Source organism: Aquihabitans sp. McL0605, assembly GCF_049993875.1.
GTDB lineage: Bacteria > Actinomycetota > Acidimicrobiia > Acidimicrobiales > Iamiaceae > Aquihabitans.
In genome coordinates this window covers 2,368,369-2,387,218 of the sequence record NZ_CP188252.1, presented here as the reverse complement: position 1 = coordinate 2,387,218, position 18,850 = coordinate 2,368,369, and the positions used below count along the sequence as shown (strand labels likewise).

The following is an 18,850-nucleotide window of genomic DNA, read 5'->3' as shown; positions in this document are numbered from 1 at the left end:
GCCCACCTTCAAGCCCAACCCCCTGGTCGTACAACGGGTCGCTGCGCTCCAGCCCGGCGTGGCCCCGCCGGACCAGTCCCTCGGGTCATCGTTCGTCTTCATCTCGTACAAGCACAAGGACAGGGCCGCCGCGCTGAAGCTCAAGGAGCAGCTCCGGGGCGAGGCGTTCAGCGTGTGGATCGACAGCGACCAGCTCAAGGCGGGCACGTCGTGGAACCGAGCGATCCAGGGAGCGATCGAGCACTCGCGGTCGTGGTCTGCCTCATGTCGGGGCAGGAGCCGAGCGAGGTCGTGGAGCAGGAGCTCCAGTGGGCGAAGCTGCAGGACAAGACCATCGTCCCGATCTCGCTGAACGGTGGCAGGTACTTCGAGGTCAGCGGAGCCCAGCACGAGAAGTCCTCCGACGGATCGGTCTCGCAGCAGTTCCTGGTCGACCTTCGGCAAGAGGTGCAGCCCTCTCGTCAGCGGTAGGCGCAGGACGCGGCCGACCGTCGACCTGCTCGACCAGCGGTACGGCCTGAGCCGCAGCCCGAGAGCGGGGCTCGTCGTTCGCACGGGTTCCGAGCCGGTCCCGAGGATCGTCGGACCGAGGGCACGCCGAAGCGCCGTCGGCGAACGGGAGCTGGTCGAAACCGGACACACGTACGAACACGTTCGGTCCGGGAGCGGGCATGATGAGCGGGCCGGATGCGTGCGGGCAGCGGCGGTGGGGGGACGTGGTGCGGTGAGTACTCCGGAGGTGGCAGTGGGCGACCCGGGCGAGGTGGAGGTCGGGTCGGAGCCGTTCGACTCGGGGCGCGGCGACGGGCGGGCGACCGCGCTGACGGTCGTGCTGCCCCTGAAGCTCGGATCCACGCTGTTCCTGCGGCCCTGGCTCTACCTGCTCCGTGTGGGCCCGTGGCGCCGGTGGGCGGTGGGGACGGTCGACCACCAGCGGTTCGTGCAGGCCATCCGGTGGTCGCTCCTCCCGCCGTTCGCCCGGCAGCGCAAGCCGTGGCTGCGCCCGGCCGACACCCGCTGGCACCTGCTGTTCGAGAGCAACTTCGACGGCGAGTGGGACGAGTACCTCGACGTGTTCGGCTCGGTGATGGGCGGTCCGCTCCAGACCATCGCCTACTGGGGGCGGGGCTTCCCCGGCCTCGAGGACATCGATCTGTTCAAGGCCTACACGAGGGCGTTCGACCAGACGCCGGAGCACTACAGTCGGCGTACCCGGACTGGACGTCCGCTGACATCTACCAGGAGGTGATGGCGCAGGCGACGAGCCCGCACGACGCCCGCAAGCAGATCGCCAAGGACGGCTACGGCCGGAGCGACCCCCGGTGGACGACCGTGCTCCTCCCGCTCAAGGAGGGCCGGGAAGCCGAGGCGGCCGACATCAGCCGCTCGTTCTCCGAGCCCGACCCCGACTCGTCGTGCCCGTTCCTGCGCACCGAGCTGGTGCACTCGTCCGCATCGTGATCCTGCGCCGGGCCGCCGGCTCGTGGCTCCTCATCACCGCCACCCACGACTGCTCGACGCAGGAGCTGATCGAGGGCGCGGTCGCCCAGGATTCGGCGATGGCCCAGACGGCGGGCGAGGCGGAGCACGGCCGACTCCGGCGGCTCGTCGCCTGCACCGCCGAGGTCCCGGAGCAGCAGGACGGGTGGTGGGACGACGCCGACCTGGCCCGCCACCTGCTCAGCGGGGTCCCGGCGTCGTCGAGGTCGTGGATGGCGTACTGCGGGTACCCGGGCTGGACGGTCGCGACGATCCGGGGCTTCGACGAGGTGGCGCGAGACCCGCGGTGGCCCGTGCCGGAGGGAACGTGATCGACCGCTCCCAGGTCCAGTGGCTGGTCCTGCGCCCGAACAACCGGCGCGGATGCACATCGACTTCTACCGGTTCCGCACCGCGGGCGCTGGCCGAGTTCCTCGGCGTGGTCCGGCCGTGGGTGGCGTACGCCGACGCGACGGGCCGCACCGACCGCGTCAACGTGGCGATCACCGGTGACGGCATCCGGCTGCTCGACACCGACGCTCGCAGCCGGGCGGCGATGCCGGCGGCGTTCATGGACGGGATGCGGGCGGCCGTGGCCCGCCTCGGCGATCGCGGCCCGAGCGCCCCGGCCCACTGGGAGGCGCCGTTCCGACCCGACGACCCCGACGTGCACGTCGCCGTGCTGACGCTGCGATGGGACCCGGAGCCGCCGCTCGACGCAGCATGGACGGAGCTCCGGGACCGGTTCGCCGACGAACGGCTCCCCGAGAGTTGGACCGGTGTGGCCCGGCCGGAGAACCGCGAGGCGTTCGGCTTCCGGGACATGATCAGCGACCCGGTGATCGAAGGGTCCGGGCGCCGGGTGACCCCGGGCAACGGGGTCTGGGAGGCGTGGTCGAAGCGCTGGCGGGCGGTCCGCGCCGGCGAGGCGGTGCTCGGCCACCTCGACGAGAGCGGTGCCGTCGGCGGCCACCCCGATGCGGCCCTGCTGGAGCGCGACGGCAGCTACCTGGTGCTCCGCAAGCTGGGGCAGGACAAGGCGCTGTTCGTGGCGGAGTGCCAGCGCATCGCCGACGCGTCGGGCCACGGCGCGGTGCCGGCGATGACCTGGCAGGAGGTGGCCGAGCAGATCGTCGGGCGCCGGTTCGACGGCCAGGCCCTCGGCCAGGAAGGATCCGGCGAGCCCGAGAACGACTTCTGCTACCGGGACGGCAGCGTCAACGGCAAGGCGACCCCGGCCTCGAGCCACATCCGCCGGGCCAACCCCACGACGACATCGAGGCGGCCGAGAAGATGATGAGACGCCACCACGTCTTCCGACGGGGCATGCCCTTCGGCGAGTCGGGCCGCGACGAGGGGCTGCTGTTCCTGTCGGTCTGCGCCAGCATCACGCGGCAGTTCGAGTTCGTGCAGGGCCAGTGGCTCCAGGACGGCAACCGGTTCGGCCTCGGTCGCGAGACCGACGGGCTGACCAGCCAGCGCGACGACTCGGACCACGTGCAGCGGGGCTCGCTGTCGGTCGCCCGGGCCGACGGCAGCCGGCTGCGGTGCCCGTCGATCGCCTCCTTCGTGACCACCCAGGGCGGCGAGTACCTGCTCCTTCCGAGCCGGGCCGCCCTCGAAGCCATGGCGCCCGGCGAGGGGGCTCGGTGACCGCGCCCGGGCGAGGGTGGCGCTACCTCGGCTCGCGCCCGGAGCTGGCGCCGCCGCTGGCCGCCGTCGCCGACTTCCTGAGCGGGTTCCGGCAGGTGGTCACCGGTCCCGCCGCGATCGACGCGCTGCTCGCCGATCCCACGACACGGTGCCCTACCAGGAGCGCAGCGAGCGCCTGGGCGTCGGGCGGTTCCGCTCGCGCTCGACGGTGAGGAGCACGTCAAGGCGCACGCCCTGATCGCGGCGGTCCTGCGCGACACGGTGGCGGCGCACCAGGCCGGCATCGCCAAGGCGAGGCGGCAGGCGCTCGACATCGTCGCCTCGACCGGCCCCCGGCTCGACGTCGTCGCCGACCTGATCGATCCCGTGCTCCGGACCTGGTGCGAGACGTGGCTGGGCCTGCCCGGCGAGGGCCTGCACCTCCAACGTGTCGGGCAGCTCACCACGCACACGGTGTTCCTGAACCCGCGGGCCCCGGAGCCGCGGGTCCCTGGCCAAGGGATCGACTGCGACGGCCTGGCGCGGTGCGTGGAGCTCATCGCCGAGCAGCGGGCGCGCTGGGCGCCGATGGTGGCCGCGGCCCCCGAGGGCTCGGTGGTCCGGGCCCTGCACGAGCACCCCTCGGTGGCCTCGCCCGACGAGGTCACCGCCCACACGGTCGGCCTGACCGTCGGCCCGCTGGCGCTCGGTTCGAGGGCGGTGGCGATCGCCGTCGACGAGCTGCTGAAGCGCCCCGAGCAGTTCGCGGCGATCACCGACGAGACCGCGGCCACCGCTGCGTTCGACCGGGTCCTCGCCGTCCGCCCGCCGCTGCCGGGCGTGCCCCGGCGGCGCGGCGGCCACGAGGTGCTGGCGCTGACCCAGGCGGCCGCGGCGGTGGCCGCGAGCGATCCGGCGGCGTGGGCCTTCGGCGCCGGTCCGCACCGGTGCATGGGCCGGCCCCAGATCTCCGAGGCAGCGGCCGCGATCCTGCTGGCCCTCGCGCCGACCCGGCCCACCCGATCGGATGGACCGCGGCAGGCTCCGGATGGCGCACGGACCATCGGGGGTCCGGAGCTGGCCGTTCGAGGGCCACCTGGTGGTCGACCTCAACCCGTGAGGGCTCCGCGCAGCTGCTCGACCACCCAGGCGGGCACCTCGTCGGGGAGCCAGTGGCCGGCACCGACCACGGTGCGGACCTCCAGCTCGCCGGGCTCGGTCCGGGGCAGGAACATCGCCGCCTTGGAGATCTGCTCGTGGTCGCCCAGCCACACCTCGGCCGGCATGGGCAGCCGGTCCGGCCGCGGCGACGAGCACGCCTCGCGGAGCTCGGTCACGACCATGCGCCGGTAGAGCGCCTGCGTGGTCCGCCGCGCGTGCGGACCGAGGCGGTCGACGTAGGTCTGCAGCGCCTGGGCCCGATCGGGCGACCCCCACGACGCACCGTCGGCGGAGCTGTAGCGCACCAACCCCTCCACCCAACGCGACCGCTTGGCCACCGCGGCGCCGACCCCCGCCATGGGCAGGAGGTAGAGCAGGCCGCGGCAGTGGCGCAGCACCTGGGCGGGGGCCAGCCACGGCGGCATGATCGCCATGGTGGTCACCGTCAGGACGCGTCGGGCGCACCGGTGGCGACCCGGAACCGAACCAGCCGCCCCAGTCGTGGCCCACCACGTGAGCGGCGTCGAGGCCCAGGTCGTCGAGGGTGGCGGTCACGTCGGCGGCGATGCCGGTGGACGTGATCGGCTGCGGCGGGCGGCAGGGATCGATGGTGGACCAGCCGAAGCCCCGCGTGTCGATGGCGATCAGCCGGTGGCTCACGGCGAGCCGCGCAGGACGTGGCGCCAGGCGAACCAGTGCTGTGGCCAGCCGTGGAGCAGGACCACCGGCGGCACGTGGGGTCGCCGGCCTCCACGACGTGCTGGCGGCCCCGACCGCGATCGAGCATGCGGTGCACGAGCGGGACGCCCACCGCGGCATCGAGCGCCGGATCCGGCGACGGCACGGTGGCCGGCGCGCCGGTCACACGAGCGGCTGGTCGGCCGGCCGGGCGTCGGGCTCGACCGTGCCGGCGCCGGCGCCGGCGCCGGCCAACACGTCGAGCGATCGCCAGCAGTCCTCGAAGGAGCCGATCAGCCCCTCGCCCCAGCCGAGCACGACCTGCTGGCCGCGGAACGGCTCCACGAGGGGGAGGAGCTGGGCGGCCACATCGGCCCGGCCCACGCTCGCCACCGCCGTCGACATCAAGGCCAGCTCGCTCGGGTACCGGCGGCAGCAGCTGAGGTGGAGCTCCTTCCACGGCGCCAGCTCGTCGAGCTCGCCTCGGGCCTGGTCGGGCTCCCCCATCTCGAACAGCAACCGGATCCGGTAGAGGTCGGCGAGCATCCGGTCGGTCTGCCAGGCGCCCTGCGGGGGGAGCGCAGTGCGGACGGCATCGACGAAGTGCAGGGCGGTGGTGAGGTCGCCCTCGGCGTGGCTGAGCAGGAGGCGCTGGGTGCCGACGAACACCCAGCCGGCGAGCGGGTCGGCCGCCAGCCGATCGAGCTCGGCGATGCAGCCGCGCAGCCCGTCGAGGTCGTTGCGGGCCAGCGCCACCGCCGAGCGGCAGCGGAGCACGTCGGACTGGTACATCCACGATCCGGTGCGGATGGCGACCGTCTCGAGCTCGGTGGCGTCCTCCTCGACCGACTCCAGGTCGCCGGCCGACAGGTGGGCCATGCACAGGAGCCGCAGGCCGCGGCCGACCGAGCGGAGGTCCTGACGGGCCCGGCCCCGATCGGCGAGGAGGTGGGCGTGGTCGCGACGGTCATCGAGGTCGGGTGAGCGGAGGTTGGCCAGCCCATCGGTGAACACGACCTCGTCCATGAGGTCGTCGGGGCACGGATCGGGGAGCTCCTGGCGGGCCTGGGTGAGCGCGGCCTCGACCACCGTGCTGGGCGCACCCCACGCCGCCTGGTGGTAGGCGAGGGCCACCGCGCAGCGGCCCCTCGCCGTGGGGTGGACCAGGGCACCCAGCCGGCGGAGGCGAGCGCGATCGACGAGGGATCGGGCCCGAACCCGGCCCCGATCGTGCCGTGGAGCCCCACGGCGCGGGCCAGCGCGTCGTCGGGCACCAGGTCGGGCCGGGCCGCCCGCAGGTCGGCGACCGAGCTGGCCACGGCCTTGGCGGTGGCCAGGTCTCCGGCCCGCCAGACGCGTCGGCGTGGTGGAGCAGGGCTGCGGCGCGCACCGGCTCGGGCGCCAGCGCCACCTCGCGCTCGAAGAAGCGGGAGGCGTCGACGAACGCACCGCGGTCGCCGGCCTCTCGACCGGCGCGGTCGAGGGCGGCGGCGGCGTCGGCCGGGGGCACGAGCCGCCCTCCGTCCTCGGCGTGCTGGGCCAGGGCGGCCGCGGGCACGGGCTCGAGCGCGAGGCGGTGGAAGGCGTTGGCGTGGAGCACCAGGCGGCGTCCCGCGGGGATGGAGTCGCGACGGCGGAGCGGAACGTGGCGTGCACGAAGGTGGGCCCCGCGGGGGTCTCGCGGAGCAGGCCGTACTCGACGAGCCGGTCGACGCCGTCGAGCACCACCTCGACCGAGAGCTCGGGCACGAGGTCGGGCAGGACGTCGAGGGAGATCGGCTCGGCGAGGAGCGACGCCGCCTTCGCCACCTCGGTGGCCACCTCGCCGGCGCCCGTCAGCCGCCGCACGGTGATCGAGCGGGCGGTCTCGGGGATCTGGGCGATGTCGCCGTCGAGCGGCCGGTCGTCGGCGGCCGCCGAGGTGATGACGTCCTCGACGAACAGGGGCACGCCGCTGGTGACCTCGAAGATCCGCTTGGGAAGGTCGGCGGCCGCGGGGGCGGCGTCGCCGCGCTGGCGTTCGAGCAGCGTCCCGATGTCGGTCTCGTCGAGCACGCCGAGGGCGACGCGCGGCCCGCGCCGCTTGGCGACGTGCTCGGCGAGGGCCACGGCGGGCACGCCCACCTTCACCTCGCGGGGGCGCCAGGCGATGATGGTGGTGACACGCTCGGCGCTCGTCTCGGCCAGCACGTGGAGCAGCAGGCGGGTGGTCCCCTCGTCGGCCCAGTGGGCATCGTCGAGGAGCAGGACGACCGGTCGGCCGGCGGCGGCCTGAGCGATGTTGGCCCCGACGCCGTGGAAGAGCTGGTTGCGGCGCCACTCGCCGGTCTGGTTCTGGTCGGTCCAGCCGTCGAGCAGGCTGCGGACCTCGGTGGCGCCCAGCTGGTCGAGCACCTCGACCCACGGCACATACGGCGCGGCGTGGTCCTCCCGGGACCGGGTGGACAACACGGTGGCGGAGCTGGAGACCTCCTCCACGATGGCCGTGAGCAGCGCCGTCTTGCCGAACCCCTCGTCGGCCTCGACGACCACCAGGGTCCCCACCTGCTCGGCCGCGCTGCGCTCGATAGCGGCGCGCAGGACCTCCATCTCGGGCTCCGGCCAACCAGCGCGGGTGCGGCGTGCTTCGAGCGGGCGGGGGCCGGGCGGGGGCCCGCCGCGGGTGCGGGGGTGACGGGTGGACGGGGGAGCAGCTCGTCGTCGTGGCGGAGGACCGCGAGCTGCAGCGCCTGGAGCGAGGGCCCGGGCTCGAGGCCGAGGTCCTCGTTGAGGTGGCTGCACGCCGCTCGTAGGCGCGCAGCGCATCGGCTTGGCGGCCGAGCACGTAGAGGGCACGCATCAGGTGCTCCCAGAGCGGCTCGCGCTCGGGGTGCAGGCCGACCAGGCCCTCGAGCTCGGCGACGATCCGGGCGTGGTCGCCGAGCTCGAGGTCGGCTCGGAACCGGGCATCGAGCGCCTGCTGGCGGAGCTCTTCGAGGCGGGCCGCCTCGCCGCCGGCGAACGGCAGGTCGGCGACATCGGCGAGCGCCGGCCCGCGCCACAGGGCCAGGGCCCGGTGCAGCTCGACGGACCGGCTGGCCGCGTCGGGCTGGTCCTGAGCGGTGCGGACGAGCTGCTCGAAGCGGCCGAGGTCGGTGTCGGCGGCATCGACGTGGAGCGAGTAGCCGGCCGCGCTGGTCTGGATGGCCCCGTCGGGCAGGACCTGGCGGAGCTTCGAGATCTGGACCTGGACGGCCTTGCGGGCGGTGGGCGGCAGGCGCTCCCCCCAGAGGGCGCGGGCGAGGGCATCGACGCTGAGGCTGCGGCCCGGCGCCAGGATCATCCGCGCCAGCACGCCCCGCCGCTGGGGCGAGCCGAGGTCAACGGCGCGAGATCCCACCGCAACCGTGGTGGGACCGAGGATCAGGTACGTCGCACTCGGTTCCGTCACCACCTCGCCAATCTCCTCTGACGGGCCCGCTCCCACCGCGCTTGCCCGATGCCAACCGTACGCTTACCGGGCTGGTCCACGATCACCTTCGTGGATTCGGAACGGTTCGAGCGGCAGTATCGATCGGGGCTGGCAGGCGGCAGCCGCATCCTCGTCATCGACGACGACGAGCTCGCCCGAGCCGGGATCGTGGGTGCGCTGGGCCAGATCGACCACTCGTTCGACGTCATCGCCCTCGGGTTCGACGAGGCGCTGACCGCCAGCATCGACGGGGTCGCAGCGGCCGTGGTCGAGGCGGTCGACCCCACCAGCGACGGCGACCAGGTAGCCGGCGCCCGCATCGTCCAGCACCTCCGGCACAGCACCACCGACCCGGTGAGGATCGTCGTCACCTGCTCCGTGCTCCAGGACGACGCCGTCCGGCGGCGCATGTACGAGGTGGGGGTCGACCGGTACCTGCACCGCGGCTGGGCCCGCAACCGCGGCGACCTCCGCCGTGCCGTGCTCGAGCCCTTCGCCCCGGAGCTGGCGGTCCCCGCCCCGGTCGACCTCGGTGCGATGCACCGCCTCGGGATCGATGTCGGCAGCCGGGTCAACGGTGGCGTGCAGGCCACGCTCGCCGAAGGGCTGGTGCACGACTACGCGTGGGTCGGCCCGCAAGGGCGGGACCGGTTCGCCCGGCGGGTGCGCTTCAACGATGCGGCCCGGCTCCGCCCGGTCACCGTGGAGGGCCTGACCAGCGAGCACGGCGAGATCGTGCCCTCGCTCCGCCAGGTCCAGCGCTTCTTCTCCTGGGCGGCCCGGGTGGTCGATTGCCCGCCGCGGCCCGGACGGCAGTCCGAGTACCGGCCGGCACAGCAGGTGCGCATGGGCACCAGCGAGATCGCGGCTCGCCTGGCGCACCCCAGCCGATCCATGGATCGCGCCGCGGTGCCTGTGGGCCGGCGTGCCTTGCGCCCGGTCCAAGACGATGTCTCCGACGATGCTCAGGAGGTGGTCTCGTGACCGCGTCGACCCAGGTGCGGCGGGTCCCCGGAGGCTCGGCCACCCAGGCGGGGGTGGCTGAGCCGACCGAGGCGTCCGGCCTGGCGGCGGCGCTCGGTGCCGCCACCACGCCGGTCCCCGAGGCCCTCCGGTTCGCGGCTCGCCGCGACGAACCCGATCCGGCCGCCGACCTCGATCCCCCTTCGCACGGGACCGGTGGGGCGCTCAAGCCCCACGATCCCCGGCGCCGCCACCGGTAGCGCCCACGTTCACCTCGCCGGGCCCTGCCCCCACGGACCGGTCGGCCGCAACGACGGATGCGGCCGGCTCCCGGGGGCCCGGTGGAGGTGGTCCCACCCCGATCACCCGAGCCGGCGGAGCTCGGGGGATCGGGGTGAACCGCTGCTCACGGGCTCATCACCGCGTGGGAGGGTGACGGCCATGGGCCTCCACCACGCGCTGCGACCGGTCGTCCGTCCTCGGCTGGCGGCCGCGGTGCTCGTCGCTGCGCTGGCGGTGGTGGCGCAGGGGTGCGCGAGCAGCGGCGATCAGGCGAGCCGCCCGACCACCACCGCTCCGGCGGCGGGGTCCACGACCACTGCGACCGCGTCGTCGCTCGATTGCCACGGGACCGGGACCGTCGCCACCCACGACGTCCGGTACCGGCAGGTCGCCGGCGTCGACCCCGACCTGCTCTCGCTCGACTACTACCGGCCGGTGCGGGCGCCGGGCTGCGGGCCGGCGCCGATCGTCGTGTACGTCCACGGTGGCGGCTTCCGCATCGGCGACAAGGCCCGGAAGATGCCCGACAAGGTGAAGCTGTTCAACGACGAGGGCTGGGTGTTCGCCAGCGTGGACTACCGGCTGTCGCCCCAGCCGCCGTGGGCCGCGCCCGGTGAGGTGCGGTACCCGACCCAGGAGCAGGATGCGGCGGCGGCCGTGGCCTGGCTGCACGACCACACGTCGGCGTTCGGGGGCGACCCGAGCCGCATCTCCCTCATCGGCCACTCGTCCGGCGCGTTCATCGTGTCGCTGCTCGGCACCGACACGTCGTTCCTGGAGCAGGCGGGGTCCACGCCACCGAGGTCCCGTGCGTGGTCTCCCTCGACACCGAGTACGACATCCGGAGCCAGGTCGCCCAGGGCGGGCCCCAGGAGGTCCTCTACGCAACACGTTCGGCGACGACCCGGCCGTGTGGAAGGCGGGCTCGCCGATGGAGCACACCGCCGCCGGCGAGGTCCGACCCCACTTCTTGATCTACGCGCGGGGGCGAAGCGCCGCACCGCGCAGGCTGCCGCGTTCGCCGAGGCCCTGGTGGAGGGCGGCACGCCGGCCCGTTCGATCGATGTGAACCCCCTCGACCACGAGGGGATCGACGACGCCGTCGGCCGCCCGGGGGACACGGTGGTCACGCCGCCCCTGATGGCGTTCCTGCGGACCTGCGCCCGCCCGGCGAGCAGCTGACCCCTCCTGCCACCATCGCACGGCACCGGGCGCTCACCGCCCGCATCCCCACGAAGTTCGGTGATGGGGTGGTCAGTCCTGGACGGCGGCGGCGATGGGGGCCAGGAACTTGGCGTCGTCCCAGCTGTCGGGAGGCTTGGTGCCCTTGCCGGGGACCAGGTCGTCGGGCGGGTACTTGCCGAACAGGTTGGGGTCGGCGACGGCCGGGCCGGGGTCCTTCACGTACGTGCCCGTGCGGACGACCACCAGGTCGAGGCTGGGGATGACGTAGATGAACTGGCCGTCGTGGCCCTCGGCCGCGAACAGGTCCTTGGGGACGCCGTCGACCTCGGGCAGCCACCACATGTAGCCGTAGCCGGGGTGGTCGCCGGGGGCGTCCTGCACCGAGTCGTGCACCCACGAGGCGGGCACCACCTGCTGGTCGCCCCACCTGCCGTCGTGCAGGTAGAGGAGGCCGAAGCGGGCGAACCCGCGGGCGGTGGAGTCGAGGCAGCAGTAGCCGAGCGTCTGGTCCTCCGCGTCCTTCCACCACTCGGCGCGCTCCATGCCGATGGGCTTGAACAGCTTCTGCTCGGCGTAGTCGCCGGCGGGCATCCCGGTGGCGCCCTCGATGATCCCCGACAGGATCATGGCGTCGCCGCTGGAGTACAGCCACCGGGTGCCGGGGGTGGTGGCGACGGGGCGGGATGCGGCGTAGGCCAGCTCGTCCTTGCTGAGGCCCATCTTCACCACGTCGGAGCTGCCGGCCGAGGTGGGGTCGTAGTCCTCGTCCCACTGGAGGCCGGACTGCATGTGCAAGATGTCCTCGACCCGGATGCCCGCCTTGTCGGTGCCCTTCCACCGTGTGAGGTAGGTGGCGGCGGGCTCGTCGACGCCGGCGATCTTGCCGTCGGCCACCGCGATGCCGGTGACCGCGCTGGAGAAGCTCTTGGCGACCGACCAGCTGGCCACCCAGGAGTCGGCGTCGGCGCCGGCCGTGTACCACTCCGACACGATCACGCCGTGGCGGACGACCACCACGCCCTGGGTGTTCTTCCCGTCGGCGAAGGCGTAGGTGCGGGCCTTCTCGAGGTCGGCGGCGTCCATGCCCTCCTGCGCCGGCTTCTCCACGGTCCACGCCTTGCCCGGCACGAGGGTCTTCGTGCCGATGCCCTGGCCCGCAGCCGCCGCCGTGCTCGCTGCCGCCGTGGTCGTCGTCCCTGCGCCGTCGCTGCCGTCGGAGCTGCTGCACGCCGTCAGCGCACCCATCAGCACCGCGGCCGCGGCCAGCCACCGCACCGCGCCCTTCGTCCCCATGCCGATCAGTCAACCACCGTGCTCGACCGGGCGCTCGCAGGACGTTGCGCTCCGGCGGAACCGTCGTGCCCGTGCGCGCTCCGGGCGCACCCGGCGTCTCAGTAGAACTTGGCCCAGCCGCCGGTGTGGAAGGTGATCTCCGGTGGCGAGATCACGCCGGCCTTGTCCATCACCGCCTTCAGCTCGGGGTCGGCGACGAACCTCCTGAACGTGTCGAACGTCTCGGCCTGGTGGTACACGGTCACCCGCTGCCGGTCGTCGAGGTCCCGGTTGGCGGCCTGGCCGATGATGCCGCCGGCTCGCTGGAAGTCGTCGACCGAGTCGTAGACGTCGAGCCAGGCGTCGAAGTCGGCGACGCGGTGGTCGAGGATGAGGGCGGGGAGCTGCCGGTCCCAGATCACGTCCTCGCGGACCGGCTGGAGCCAGCGGATCTCGGGTGCTGAGGTGGCCCCGGCCTCCTGCATCCTGGCGGCCAGCTCGGGTGAGGTGGAGAAGGCCCTCGCCCGGTCCAGGTCGGAGAGGGCCAGGAAGATCGTGACCCGGTTGGGGTCGTCCTCGGCCCGGTTGATGTGGTGGCCGAGGATGCCGGCGGCACGGCGGGCGTCTTCATCGTGGTCGAAGGCGCGTTGCCACTGGTCGAGGTCGGCGACCGAGTGGGTGAGCAGGGCGGCGTACGGGGGCAGTTCGTCAGCCATGGCGGTGCGTCCTTGGGCGAGGGGTGGTACCCGTGCAGTGTCCGCTCCTGGCGTTTCAGTTGCGCGTCACCTGGCTGCGGGCCTGGTCCCGGAGCCCGTCGCCGACGTTGCCGTCACCCAAAGCAGGGCGACAGCGGGGGCGCTCGCTGGAAGGATGTCCGCAATGGCTCCCTCCTGGCCGCTGACCGGACGCAGCGCGCTGTTTGACCGGATCGGCCGCGCCTACACCGAGGGCACGGCGGGCGGCGTGGTCCTCACCGGGGCCGCGGGCGTGGGCAAGACCCGGCTCGGCGAGGAGCTGCTGCTGGCCGCGGCCGCCCGGCCGACGGCGCGGGGTGGGGCACCCGGCCACCGAGCAGATCCCGCTCGGTGCGCTCGCCCACCTGCTGCCGTCGGACCTCGGCGACGACATGGGCACGGGCGAGGACGATCGGCCGGCCCTGTTCCACCGGGCCCGCACCCACCTGGCCGACCGCCCCGACGGGCAGCGCCTCCTGCTGCTGGTGGACGACTTCGACCACCTCGATGCCACGTCGCTCGCGCTGCTGCTGCCGCTCACGATCGAGCGGCGGATCTTCCTCGTGGCCACCGTCCGGGCCGGGTCGCCGCTGCCCGACTTCATCGTGTCCCTGCTCAAGGAGGGCCACCTGACGATCGAGACCATCCCGGAGCTGTCGGTCGATGAGGTCGGCACCCTGCTCCACCGGGTGCTCGACGGCCCGGTCGACACCGATGCGGTCGGCCGGCTCGCCGAGGTGTCGGGCGGGAACCTGCAGGTGCTGCGCGAGCTCGTGCTGCGCTCGCAGGAGCAGGCCACCCTGGTCCGCGAGGGCGGGGTGTGGCGCCTGCACGGCCTGCCCCGGTCGGCGGGGCTCGACGAGCTGATCGGCGCCCACCTCGCCGAGCTCGATCGGGCCGAGCTGGAGGCGCTCGAGGCCCTGGCGGTGGCCGGGTCCGTCGGGCTGGTCGACGTGGAGGCGCTGGCCGGGCTCGATGTGGCCATGGCGCTGAACCGGCGCGGGCTGCTCCGCGTCACCACCGACGGGCGGCGCACCCGCGTCGGGCTGTCGCACCCGATCTACGGCGAGATCCTCCGCCAGCAGCTGACGGTGCTGCGCACCCGCCAGCTGCAGCGCACGCTCGCCGACCTGTACGAGCAGCGCGGGGCGCGCCGCTGCGACGACCTCACGCAGCTGGCGCGCTGGCGCCTGGAGGCGGGGGGCTCGGTCGAGCCGGACCTCCTGGTCAACGCTGGCCGCCTGGCTGTGCTCGGTCGCGACACCGACCTGGCCCGGCGCTTCGCCCGCGCCGCCAGCGAGGGCGGGCGCAGCCACGACGCCGCGCTCATCGCGATCGAGGCGGCGGTCCTCGACGGCGACGCCGAGGAGCTCGAGCAGATCGTGGCGTCCGTCTGGGACGACCCCTCGCTGCCGCAGTCGAGCCGGTCGCTGCTGGCCCGCCGCCTGGCCAACGCCCGGTTCTGGTCGGGCGACCTCAATGGCCGCTCCCGCCCTCAGCGACGCCGAGCCCCTGCTCGACGATCCCGTGGCCGCCATGACCGTCCGCGCCCAGCGGGCGCTGCTGCTGGCCAACAACGGGCGTGCCGAGGAGGCGCTCGAGATCGTGGCCACGGTCGGGCCGGTGGCCGATCCCCGGGTGCGGGTGGACCTGGCCGTGGCCGAGAGCATCGGGTGCGTCAGCCTGGGCCGCTTCTCGGAGGCCATCGCGATCTCCCGGGAGGGCGCCCGCACCCAGGCGCTGCTCCCCGCCTGGCAGCGCCGGCGCGGCATGGCGGCGCACGTGCTGAACGAGGCCCACGCCCTGGCGTACAGCGGGCGCTACCCCGAGGCGTGGACGCTGATCGAGGCGGCGGTGCCCGGTGCCCAGCACGCTCGGGCGGTGCCGCGATCGTGTGGTTCGAGGTGGTGCTCGGGGAGATCGACCGGGACTCGGGGCGTGGCCGGGACGCGGTCGCCCACTTCACGGCGGCGGCCGACCTGGCGGCCGACGGGGCCAGGAGGCGGCCCTGGTGTGGGCGCTGGTCGGGATCGCGCAGGGGCACCTCCTGCTGGGCGATGGCGCGTCGGCCGCGGCCGCGCTGGAGTACGCCGATGCCCGGACGAGCCCGCTGGCCACCTCGTGGTCCACCCGGGAGCGGGCGTGCGCCTGGCTCCTCGCCTGCCACGGCGACCTGGGGCTGGCCCGGCGCCTCATCGCCCAGGTGGCGGAGGCGTCCGCCGAGCACCTGTGGAACTTCGAGTGCGGTGTCGTGCACGACCTGGTCCGCTTCGGCGATCCGGAGGCTGCGGTCGGGCGCCTGGGCGAGCTGGAGCAGTTGGTCCAGGGGCCCTACATCCGCGGGCCGGCGGCCCACGCCCGGGCGGCGGTGACCGGCGACACCGCGCGACGCCGGCGCGGTCGAGCGGTTCGTGGCCCTGCCCTGCTACGTGCTCGGTGCCGAGGCGTCGATGGAGCTGGCCGACCTGCACCGGCGGGCGGGTGCGCACCGTGAGGCGTCGGCCACGGTGCGTCAGGCGGTGCAGCTCGTCGACGCGGCCGGTGGTGCCCGCACGCCCGGTCTCCAGCGGGCGACGCCCTCGAGCCCCTCTCCGACCACGACGCGAGGTTGCCCTGCTCGCCGCGGGCGGCATGGCCAGCCGGGAGATCGCCGAGCGCCTCTACCTGTCGAAGCGCACGATCGACTCCCACCTCAGCAGCGTGTACCGCAAGCTCGGCGTCACCGGCCGCGACCAGCTGCACGCCGCCCTCGACCCGGCCATGGGCGAGCCCAGGTAGATCCATCGGCGGCCGCTGCGACCTGCACGTCCGCCGTTGCGTACCGGCCCCGGCGGCGATCGGTACACGATACCGATGCGGCCACCGCCGTCGGCCCGCATCGTGGAGGCATGCAGACCGACAGGTGGAGAAGACCATGAGCCCCGACGAGATCGACCAGGTCAACCGCACCTGGAAGCAGGCGGTGAACGACGCGAGCTCCTCCTCCAGTCGATCGGCGACCGGCTCCCGGGCTCGGTGTCGTTCCGCACCGAGCGGGCCGAGTGGATCGTGGAGGCGGTGTCGTCGCTGTCTCCCGTGCTCGACCACCCGACCGTGTTCGTGCCCGCCGCGATCCACCTCATCTCGATGCGGTTCCCGCTGACCATGGAGGAGCTGGCGGCCGAGCGCGAGGCCCTGCTCGAAGCCCTGGAGGAGCGGTGCGGCCCCCTCACCATGGCGGCCGGGCACATGTGGGACCTGGCGATCGAGCTGTTCGGTGAGATCGCGTGCTCGATCGGGCTGGACCCGTTCGGGCTGCCCCGAGCGGGGCACGCGACCTCCTTGGGCCGATACCCGTGATCTCCCCGGGCACCACCACCTTCCTGTTCACCGACATCGAGTCGTCCACCGCCGAGTGGGAGCGCTCCTCGGACATGTCCGGGCGCCTGCACCGCCACCTCACGATCCTGCAGGAGACGGTGGCCATGTTCGGCGGCGTCGTCTTCGCGTCCATGGGCGACGGCATCGCTGCCGCGTTCTCCTCGGCCGATGCTGCGGTCCACGCCGCCATCTCGGCCCAGGGCGAGCTGCCGACGTCGGGTCTCCGGGCTCGCATGGGCCTCCACACGGGCGAGGCCGAGCAGGTGGGCCACGACCACCGCGGCCGCCCGGTGAACCGTGCCGCTTGCATCATGTCGGTGGGCCACGGCGGCCAGATCCTGCTGTCGGACCTCTGCGCCTCGCTCGTCCGCAGCGGCCCCGACCCCGTCGAGCTGGCCGACCTGGGGACGCACCGCCTGCGCGGCCTGCGGGATCCCGAGCGCCTCTGGCAGGTGCTCGACCCGGCCCTGGAGGAGCGCTTCGCGCCGGTGCACGGCGTGGGCACGATGGCGCCCGACCTGCCGCGCTCGTGCACACCGCTGATCGGACGCGACCGCGAGGTGGCGCGCCTGACCGACCTGGTCCGCCGGGTCCGGATCATCACGCTGAGCGGGCCCGGCGGGGTCGGCAAGACCCGCCTGGCGCTGCAGGCCGCCCAGGAGCTGTCGTCGTTCGCGGACGCCCGGCTCGTGGAGCTGGCGAACGTGAGCGTCGGCGCGCCGTGGGCCGAGGTGGGCTGCGCCATCGTGGCCGCGGTGGGCATCGGCTCGACCAGCGATCCCATCGACACCACCGTCGCCATGCTCGAAGGCCACGACGTGCTCCTGGTCATCGACAACTGCGAGCACGTCATCGACGGGGCCGCCGAGGTGATCAGCGAGCTCACCGACCGCTGCCCTCGCCTCCGGGTCGTCGTCACCAGCCGCGAGCCGCTCGGCATCGACGGCGAGCACGTCGTGCGGGTGGCGCCGCTGCCCGCCACGACCGCCTGCAGCCTGTTCCGGTCGCGGGCGGAAGCCGCCGGGATGGAGCCCGACGCGATCGACGACGACCTGGCCTTCGAGATCGTGCGGCGCCTGGACGGGCTGCCGCTCGCGATCGAGCTGACCGTGGCGCGCGCCGTCACCCTCGGGCTCCCTGCGATCGTCGACGGGCTGGCCCACCGCTCGCCGTCGTCGGCTCGGCGCCGGCGCGGGAAGGTCGACCGCCACGCCACGATGGCCGCCACCATGGCCTGGTCGTACGACCTCCTCGGGCGGGAGGAGCAGGCGCTGCTCGGCCACCTCGCGGTGTTCCCCAACGGTGCCGAGCTCGATGCCGTGATCGACGTCGCCGAGCGCCTGGGCATCGGCGCCGCCGATGCCACCGAGCACCTGGCCTCCCTCGTCGACAAGAGCATGCTCGTGGCCGAGCCCGACCAGAAGGGCGTCCGCTACCGGATGCTCGAGACGATTCGCGGCTTCGTCCTCGACCGGCTCGACGTGGCGGGTGAGCGGACCGTGGCCCAGCTGGCCCTCGCCGAGTGGATGGCCTCGATCACCGATGTGCCCTTCGCCGCCGCCGGGACCCTGGTCACCGAGCAGGCTGCCATCCGCCTCGAGCGGGAGGCCGACAACTGGCGCGACGCGCTGCGTGCCGCCATCCGTGCCGGGCGGGGTGACCTGGCGGCTCGCCTGTGCGGACCGGCCACCGTGTTCTTCCTGCTGGGCCGCCACGACCTCGCCCCGTGCGTCCGCCTGGCGGTCGACCTGTGCCGCACCGACCGCGACCAGCGGCGGGCGACCCTCTGCGCCCTGATGGTGTCGGCGGCCGGCACGAGCAGCCCGGCCCAGCTCCAGGAGTGGGCCGACGAGATGGCCGAGATCGAGGAGCGGTCGCCGACCGGCCTGGGCTGCTTGATGCAGTGGCTGGCCCGCATCTGGAACGGCGACTTCGACGGTGCTGTCGCCGCGTGCCTCGCCGGTGCCGACGATCCCCGCCTCGAACCGACGATGCGGGACCTGCTCCTGTGGATCGCGGTGCTCGACCACTTCAGCCTCACCGGCGCGACGACCGATCCCCACGGGCTGATCGACGGGGGCTGGCGTGCGCCGAGCGCTCCGACGTGGCGCTGCCCGTGCCTCCGCTCGCCTGGGCGCCGCCTGGGGCCTGGCCGGGTCGGCACCCGATCGGTGCATCGAGCTGGTGCGCCTCGCCATGGCCGACCTCGACGAGGTGCCGGCTCTGACCCGGCTGACCCTGCCGGGCAGCGCCTTCCGGCTGCTCGCCGGGCTGGATCCGAGCATCGCGGCCAAGGGCCTGCTCGAACAGCTCGACGCCTTCAGGTGCCGCCGGTCGTTCGTCGACCTGATCCCGCTCGCCTACGCCGGGGCGCTGCTCGACCGGGTCGGCCACCCCGTGGCGCAGCGGGCGCTCGAGGCGGCGTCGGCCGCGCCCGCCGTGCCGCACCTGTCGATGATGGACTTCGTCGAGCACGCCCGGCGGATGGCGGCGGGCAGCAGCCCCGAGGTGCTCGAGGAGGTGGAGGCCTGCATCCGCGAGGCCCTGGTGGAGGTCGCCTCCGGGACGAGCGGAGCCGAGCTCGCCGGTGCGCTCGCCGGCCCCCGGTAGCTCGGGCCGCTCGCTCCTGGTCCGGCACCGATCGGGCTTGACC

General features: G+C 74.0%; 19 protein-coding genes and 2 pseudogenes. 15 read left to right on the top strand and 6 right to left on the bottom strand.

The genetic code is table 11. From position 1 onward, the window contains the following. Positions 1 to 58 precede the first annotated feature (58 nt). The 8 genes from ACPPVX_RS11010 (at position 59) to ACPPVX_RS10975 (ending at position 4,464) form a co-directional block, all read left to right on the top strand. Positions 59 to 352, top strand: a complete 294-nt coding sequence (locus ACPPVX_RS11010) for a toll/interleukin-1 receptor domain-containing protein (RefSeq protein ID WP_426575027.1) — start codon at positions 59 to 61, stop codon at positions 350 to 352. A 372-nt stretch (positions 353 to 724) separates the two neighbouring features. Further along, positions 725 to 1,249, top strand: coding sequence for a hypothetical protein (locus ACPPVX_RS11005; RefSeq protein ID WP_426574936.1), 525 nt, complete (start codon positions 725 to 727; stop codon positions 1,247 to 1,249). Further along, a complete protein-coding gene (locus ACPPVX_RS11000; RefSeq protein WP_426574935.1) occupies positions 1,249 to 1,461 on the top strand; it encodes a hypothetical protein in 213 nt (70 codons plus the stop codon). The genes ACPPVX_RS11005 and ACPPVX_RS11000 overlap by 1 nt, the downstream gene beginning before the upstream one ends. Next, positions 1,416 to 1,811 carry a hypothetical protein gene (locus tag ACPPVX_RS10995; RefSeq protein WP_426574934.1) on the top strand — a complete coding sequence of 132 codons (396 nt, stop codon included), beginning with the start codon at positions 1,416 to 1,418 and terminating at the stop codon, positions 1,809 to 1,811. The genes ACPPVX_RS11000 and ACPPVX_RS10995 overlap by 46 nt, the downstream gene beginning before the upstream one ends. Then, positions 1,808 to 2,776, top strand: coding sequence for a hypothetical protein (locus ACPPVX_RS10990; RefSeq protein WP_426574933.1), 969 nt, complete (start codon positions 1,808 to 1,810; stop codon positions 2,774 to 2,776). Before ACPPVX_RS10995 ends, ACPPVX_RS10990 begins: the two co-directional genes overlap by 4 nt. Then, positions 2,773 to 3,132, top strand: a complete 360-nt coding sequence (locus ACPPVX_RS10985; protein ID WP_426574932.1) for a hypothetical protein — start codon at positions 2,773 to 2,775, stop codon at positions 3,130 to 3,132. The genes ACPPVX_RS10990 and ACPPVX_RS10985 overlap by 4 nt, the downstream gene beginning before the upstream one ends. Then, positions 3,129 to 3,344 (top strand): hypothetical protein, encoded by a 216-nt coding sequence (locus ACPPVX_RS10980; RefSeq protein WP_426574931.1) that lies wholly within the window; start codon positions 3,129 to 3,131, stop codon positions 3,342 to 3,344. Before ACPPVX_RS10985 ends, ACPPVX_RS10980 begins: the two co-directional genes overlap by 4 nt. 49 nt (positions 3,345 to 3,393) lie before the next feature. After that, the gene (locus ACPPVX_RS10975; protein ID WP_426574930.1) at positions 3,394 to 4,464 is read left to right on the top strand and encodes a hypothetical protein; all 1,071 of its coding nucleotides are present in this window, start codon (positions 3,394 to 3,396) and stop codon (positions 4,462 to 4,464) included. A gap of 309 nt (positions 4,465 to 4,773) precedes the next feature. Here the strand turns inward: ACPPVX_RS10975 and ACPPVX_RS10970 are convergent. From ACPPVX_RS10970 to ACPPVX_RS10960, 3 genes and pseudogenes are all read right to left on the bottom strand, one after another. Next, a pseudogene (locus ACPPVX_RS10970) lies at positions 4,774 to 5,091 on the bottom strand (alpha/beta fold hydrolase); the annotation flags it as partial. A 42-nt stretch (positions 5,092 to 5,133) separates the two neighbouring features. Continuing rightward, positions 5,134 to 7,539: an AAA family ATPase gene (locus tag ACPPVX_RS10965; protein WP_426574929.1), complete on the bottom strand. Its 2,406-nt coding sequence runs from the start codon at positions 7,537 to 7,539 to the stop codon at positions 5,134 to 5,136. Positions 7,540 to 7,732: 193 nt separating this feature from the next. Then, positions 7,733 to 8,272: pseudogene (locus ACPPVX_RS10960) on the bottom strand (AfsR/SARP family transcriptional regulator); the annotation flags it as partial. Between the two features lie 198 nt (positions 8,273 to 8,470). Here ACPPVX_RS10960 and ACPPVX_RS10955 point away from each other — a divergent pair. The 3 genes from ACPPVX_RS10955 (at position 8,471) to ACPPVX_RS10945 (ending at position 10,828) form a co-directional block, all read left to right on the top strand. Then, entirely contained in the window at positions 8,471 to 9,385 is a 915-nt protein-coding gene (locus ACPPVX_RS10955; protein WP_426574928.1) for a hypothetical protein, read from the top strand. Continuing rightward, positions 9,382 to 9,624, top strand: coding sequence for a hypothetical protein (locus ACPPVX_RS10950; protein ID WP_426574927.1), 243 nt, complete (start codon positions 9,382 to 9,384; stop codon positions 9,622 to 9,624). The genes ACPPVX_RS10955 and ACPPVX_RS10950 overlap by 4 nt, the downstream gene beginning before the upstream one ends. 181 nt (positions 9,625 to 9,805) lie before the next feature. Continuing rightward, positions 9,806 to 10,828: an alpha/beta hydrolase gene (locus ACPPVX_RS10945; protein WP_426574926.1), complete on the top strand. Its 1,023-nt coding sequence runs from the start codon at positions 9,806 to 9,808 to the stop codon at positions 10,826 to 10,828. 72 nt (positions 10,829 to 10,900) lie between these two features. Here the strand turns inward: ACPPVX_RS10945 and ACPPVX_RS10940 are convergent, their stop codons facing one another. The 3 genes from ACPPVX_RS10940 to ACPPVX_RS10930 form a co-directional block, all read right to left on the bottom strand. Then, positions 10,901 to 12,124 (bottom strand): serine hydrolase domain-containing protein, encoded by a 1,224-nt coding sequence (locus ACPPVX_RS10940; protein WP_426574925.1) that lies wholly within the window; start codon positions 12,122 to 12,124, stop codon positions 10,901 to 10,903. Positions 12,125 to 12,222: 98 nt separating this feature from the next. Further along, positions 12,223 to 12,819: a hypothetical protein gene (locus ACPPVX_RS10935; protein ID WP_426574924.1), complete on the bottom strand. Its 597-nt coding sequence runs from the start codon at positions 12,817 to 12,819 to the stop codon at positions 12,223 to 12,225. A gap of 254 nt (positions 12,820 to 13,073) precedes the next feature. Next, positions 13,074 to 14,543 carry a hypothetical protein gene (locus ACPPVX_RS10930; RefSeq protein ID WP_426575077.1) on the bottom strand — a complete coding sequence of 490 codons (1,470 nt, stop codon included), beginning with the start codon at positions 14,541 to 14,543 and terminating at the stop codon, positions 13,074 to 13,076. 305 nt (positions 14,544 to 14,848) lie between these two features. Between ACPPVX_RS10930 and ACPPVX_RS10925 the strand changes: the two genes are divergently transcribed. From ACPPVX_RS10925 to ACPPVX_RS10910, 4 genes are all read left to right on the top strand, one after another. Next, positions 14,849 to 15,331, top strand: coding sequence for a hypothetical protein (locus ACPPVX_RS10925; protein ID WP_426575076.1), 483 nt, complete (start codon positions 14,849 to 14,851; stop codon positions 15,329 to 15,331). After that, the gene (locus ACPPVX_RS10920) at positions 15,274 to 15,615 is read left to right on the top strand and encodes a helix-turn-helix domain-containing protein (protein WP_426574923.1); all 342 of its coding nucleotides are present in this window, start codon (positions 15,274 to 15,276) and stop codon (positions 15,613 to 15,615) included. The genes ACPPVX_RS10925 and ACPPVX_RS10920 overlap by 58 nt, the downstream gene beginning before the upstream one ends. A 237-nt stretch (positions 15,616 to 15,852) precedes the next feature. Continuing rightward, complete coding sequence (locus ACPPVX_RS10915; protein ID WP_426574922.1) at positions 15,853 to 16,176, top strand: hypothetical protein; 324 nt, start codon at positions 15,853 to 15,855, stop codon at positions 16,174 to 16,176. Further along, on the top strand, positions 16,173 to 18,848 hold the full coding sequence (locus ACPPVX_RS10910) for an NB-ARC domain-containing protein (RefSeq protein WP_426574921.1): 2,676 nt from the start codon (positions 16,173 to 16,175) through the stop codon (positions 18,846 to 18,848). Before ACPPVX_RS10915 ends, ACPPVX_RS10910 begins: the two co-directional genes overlap by 4 nt. Positions 18,849 to 18,850: the final 2 nt, after the last annotated feature.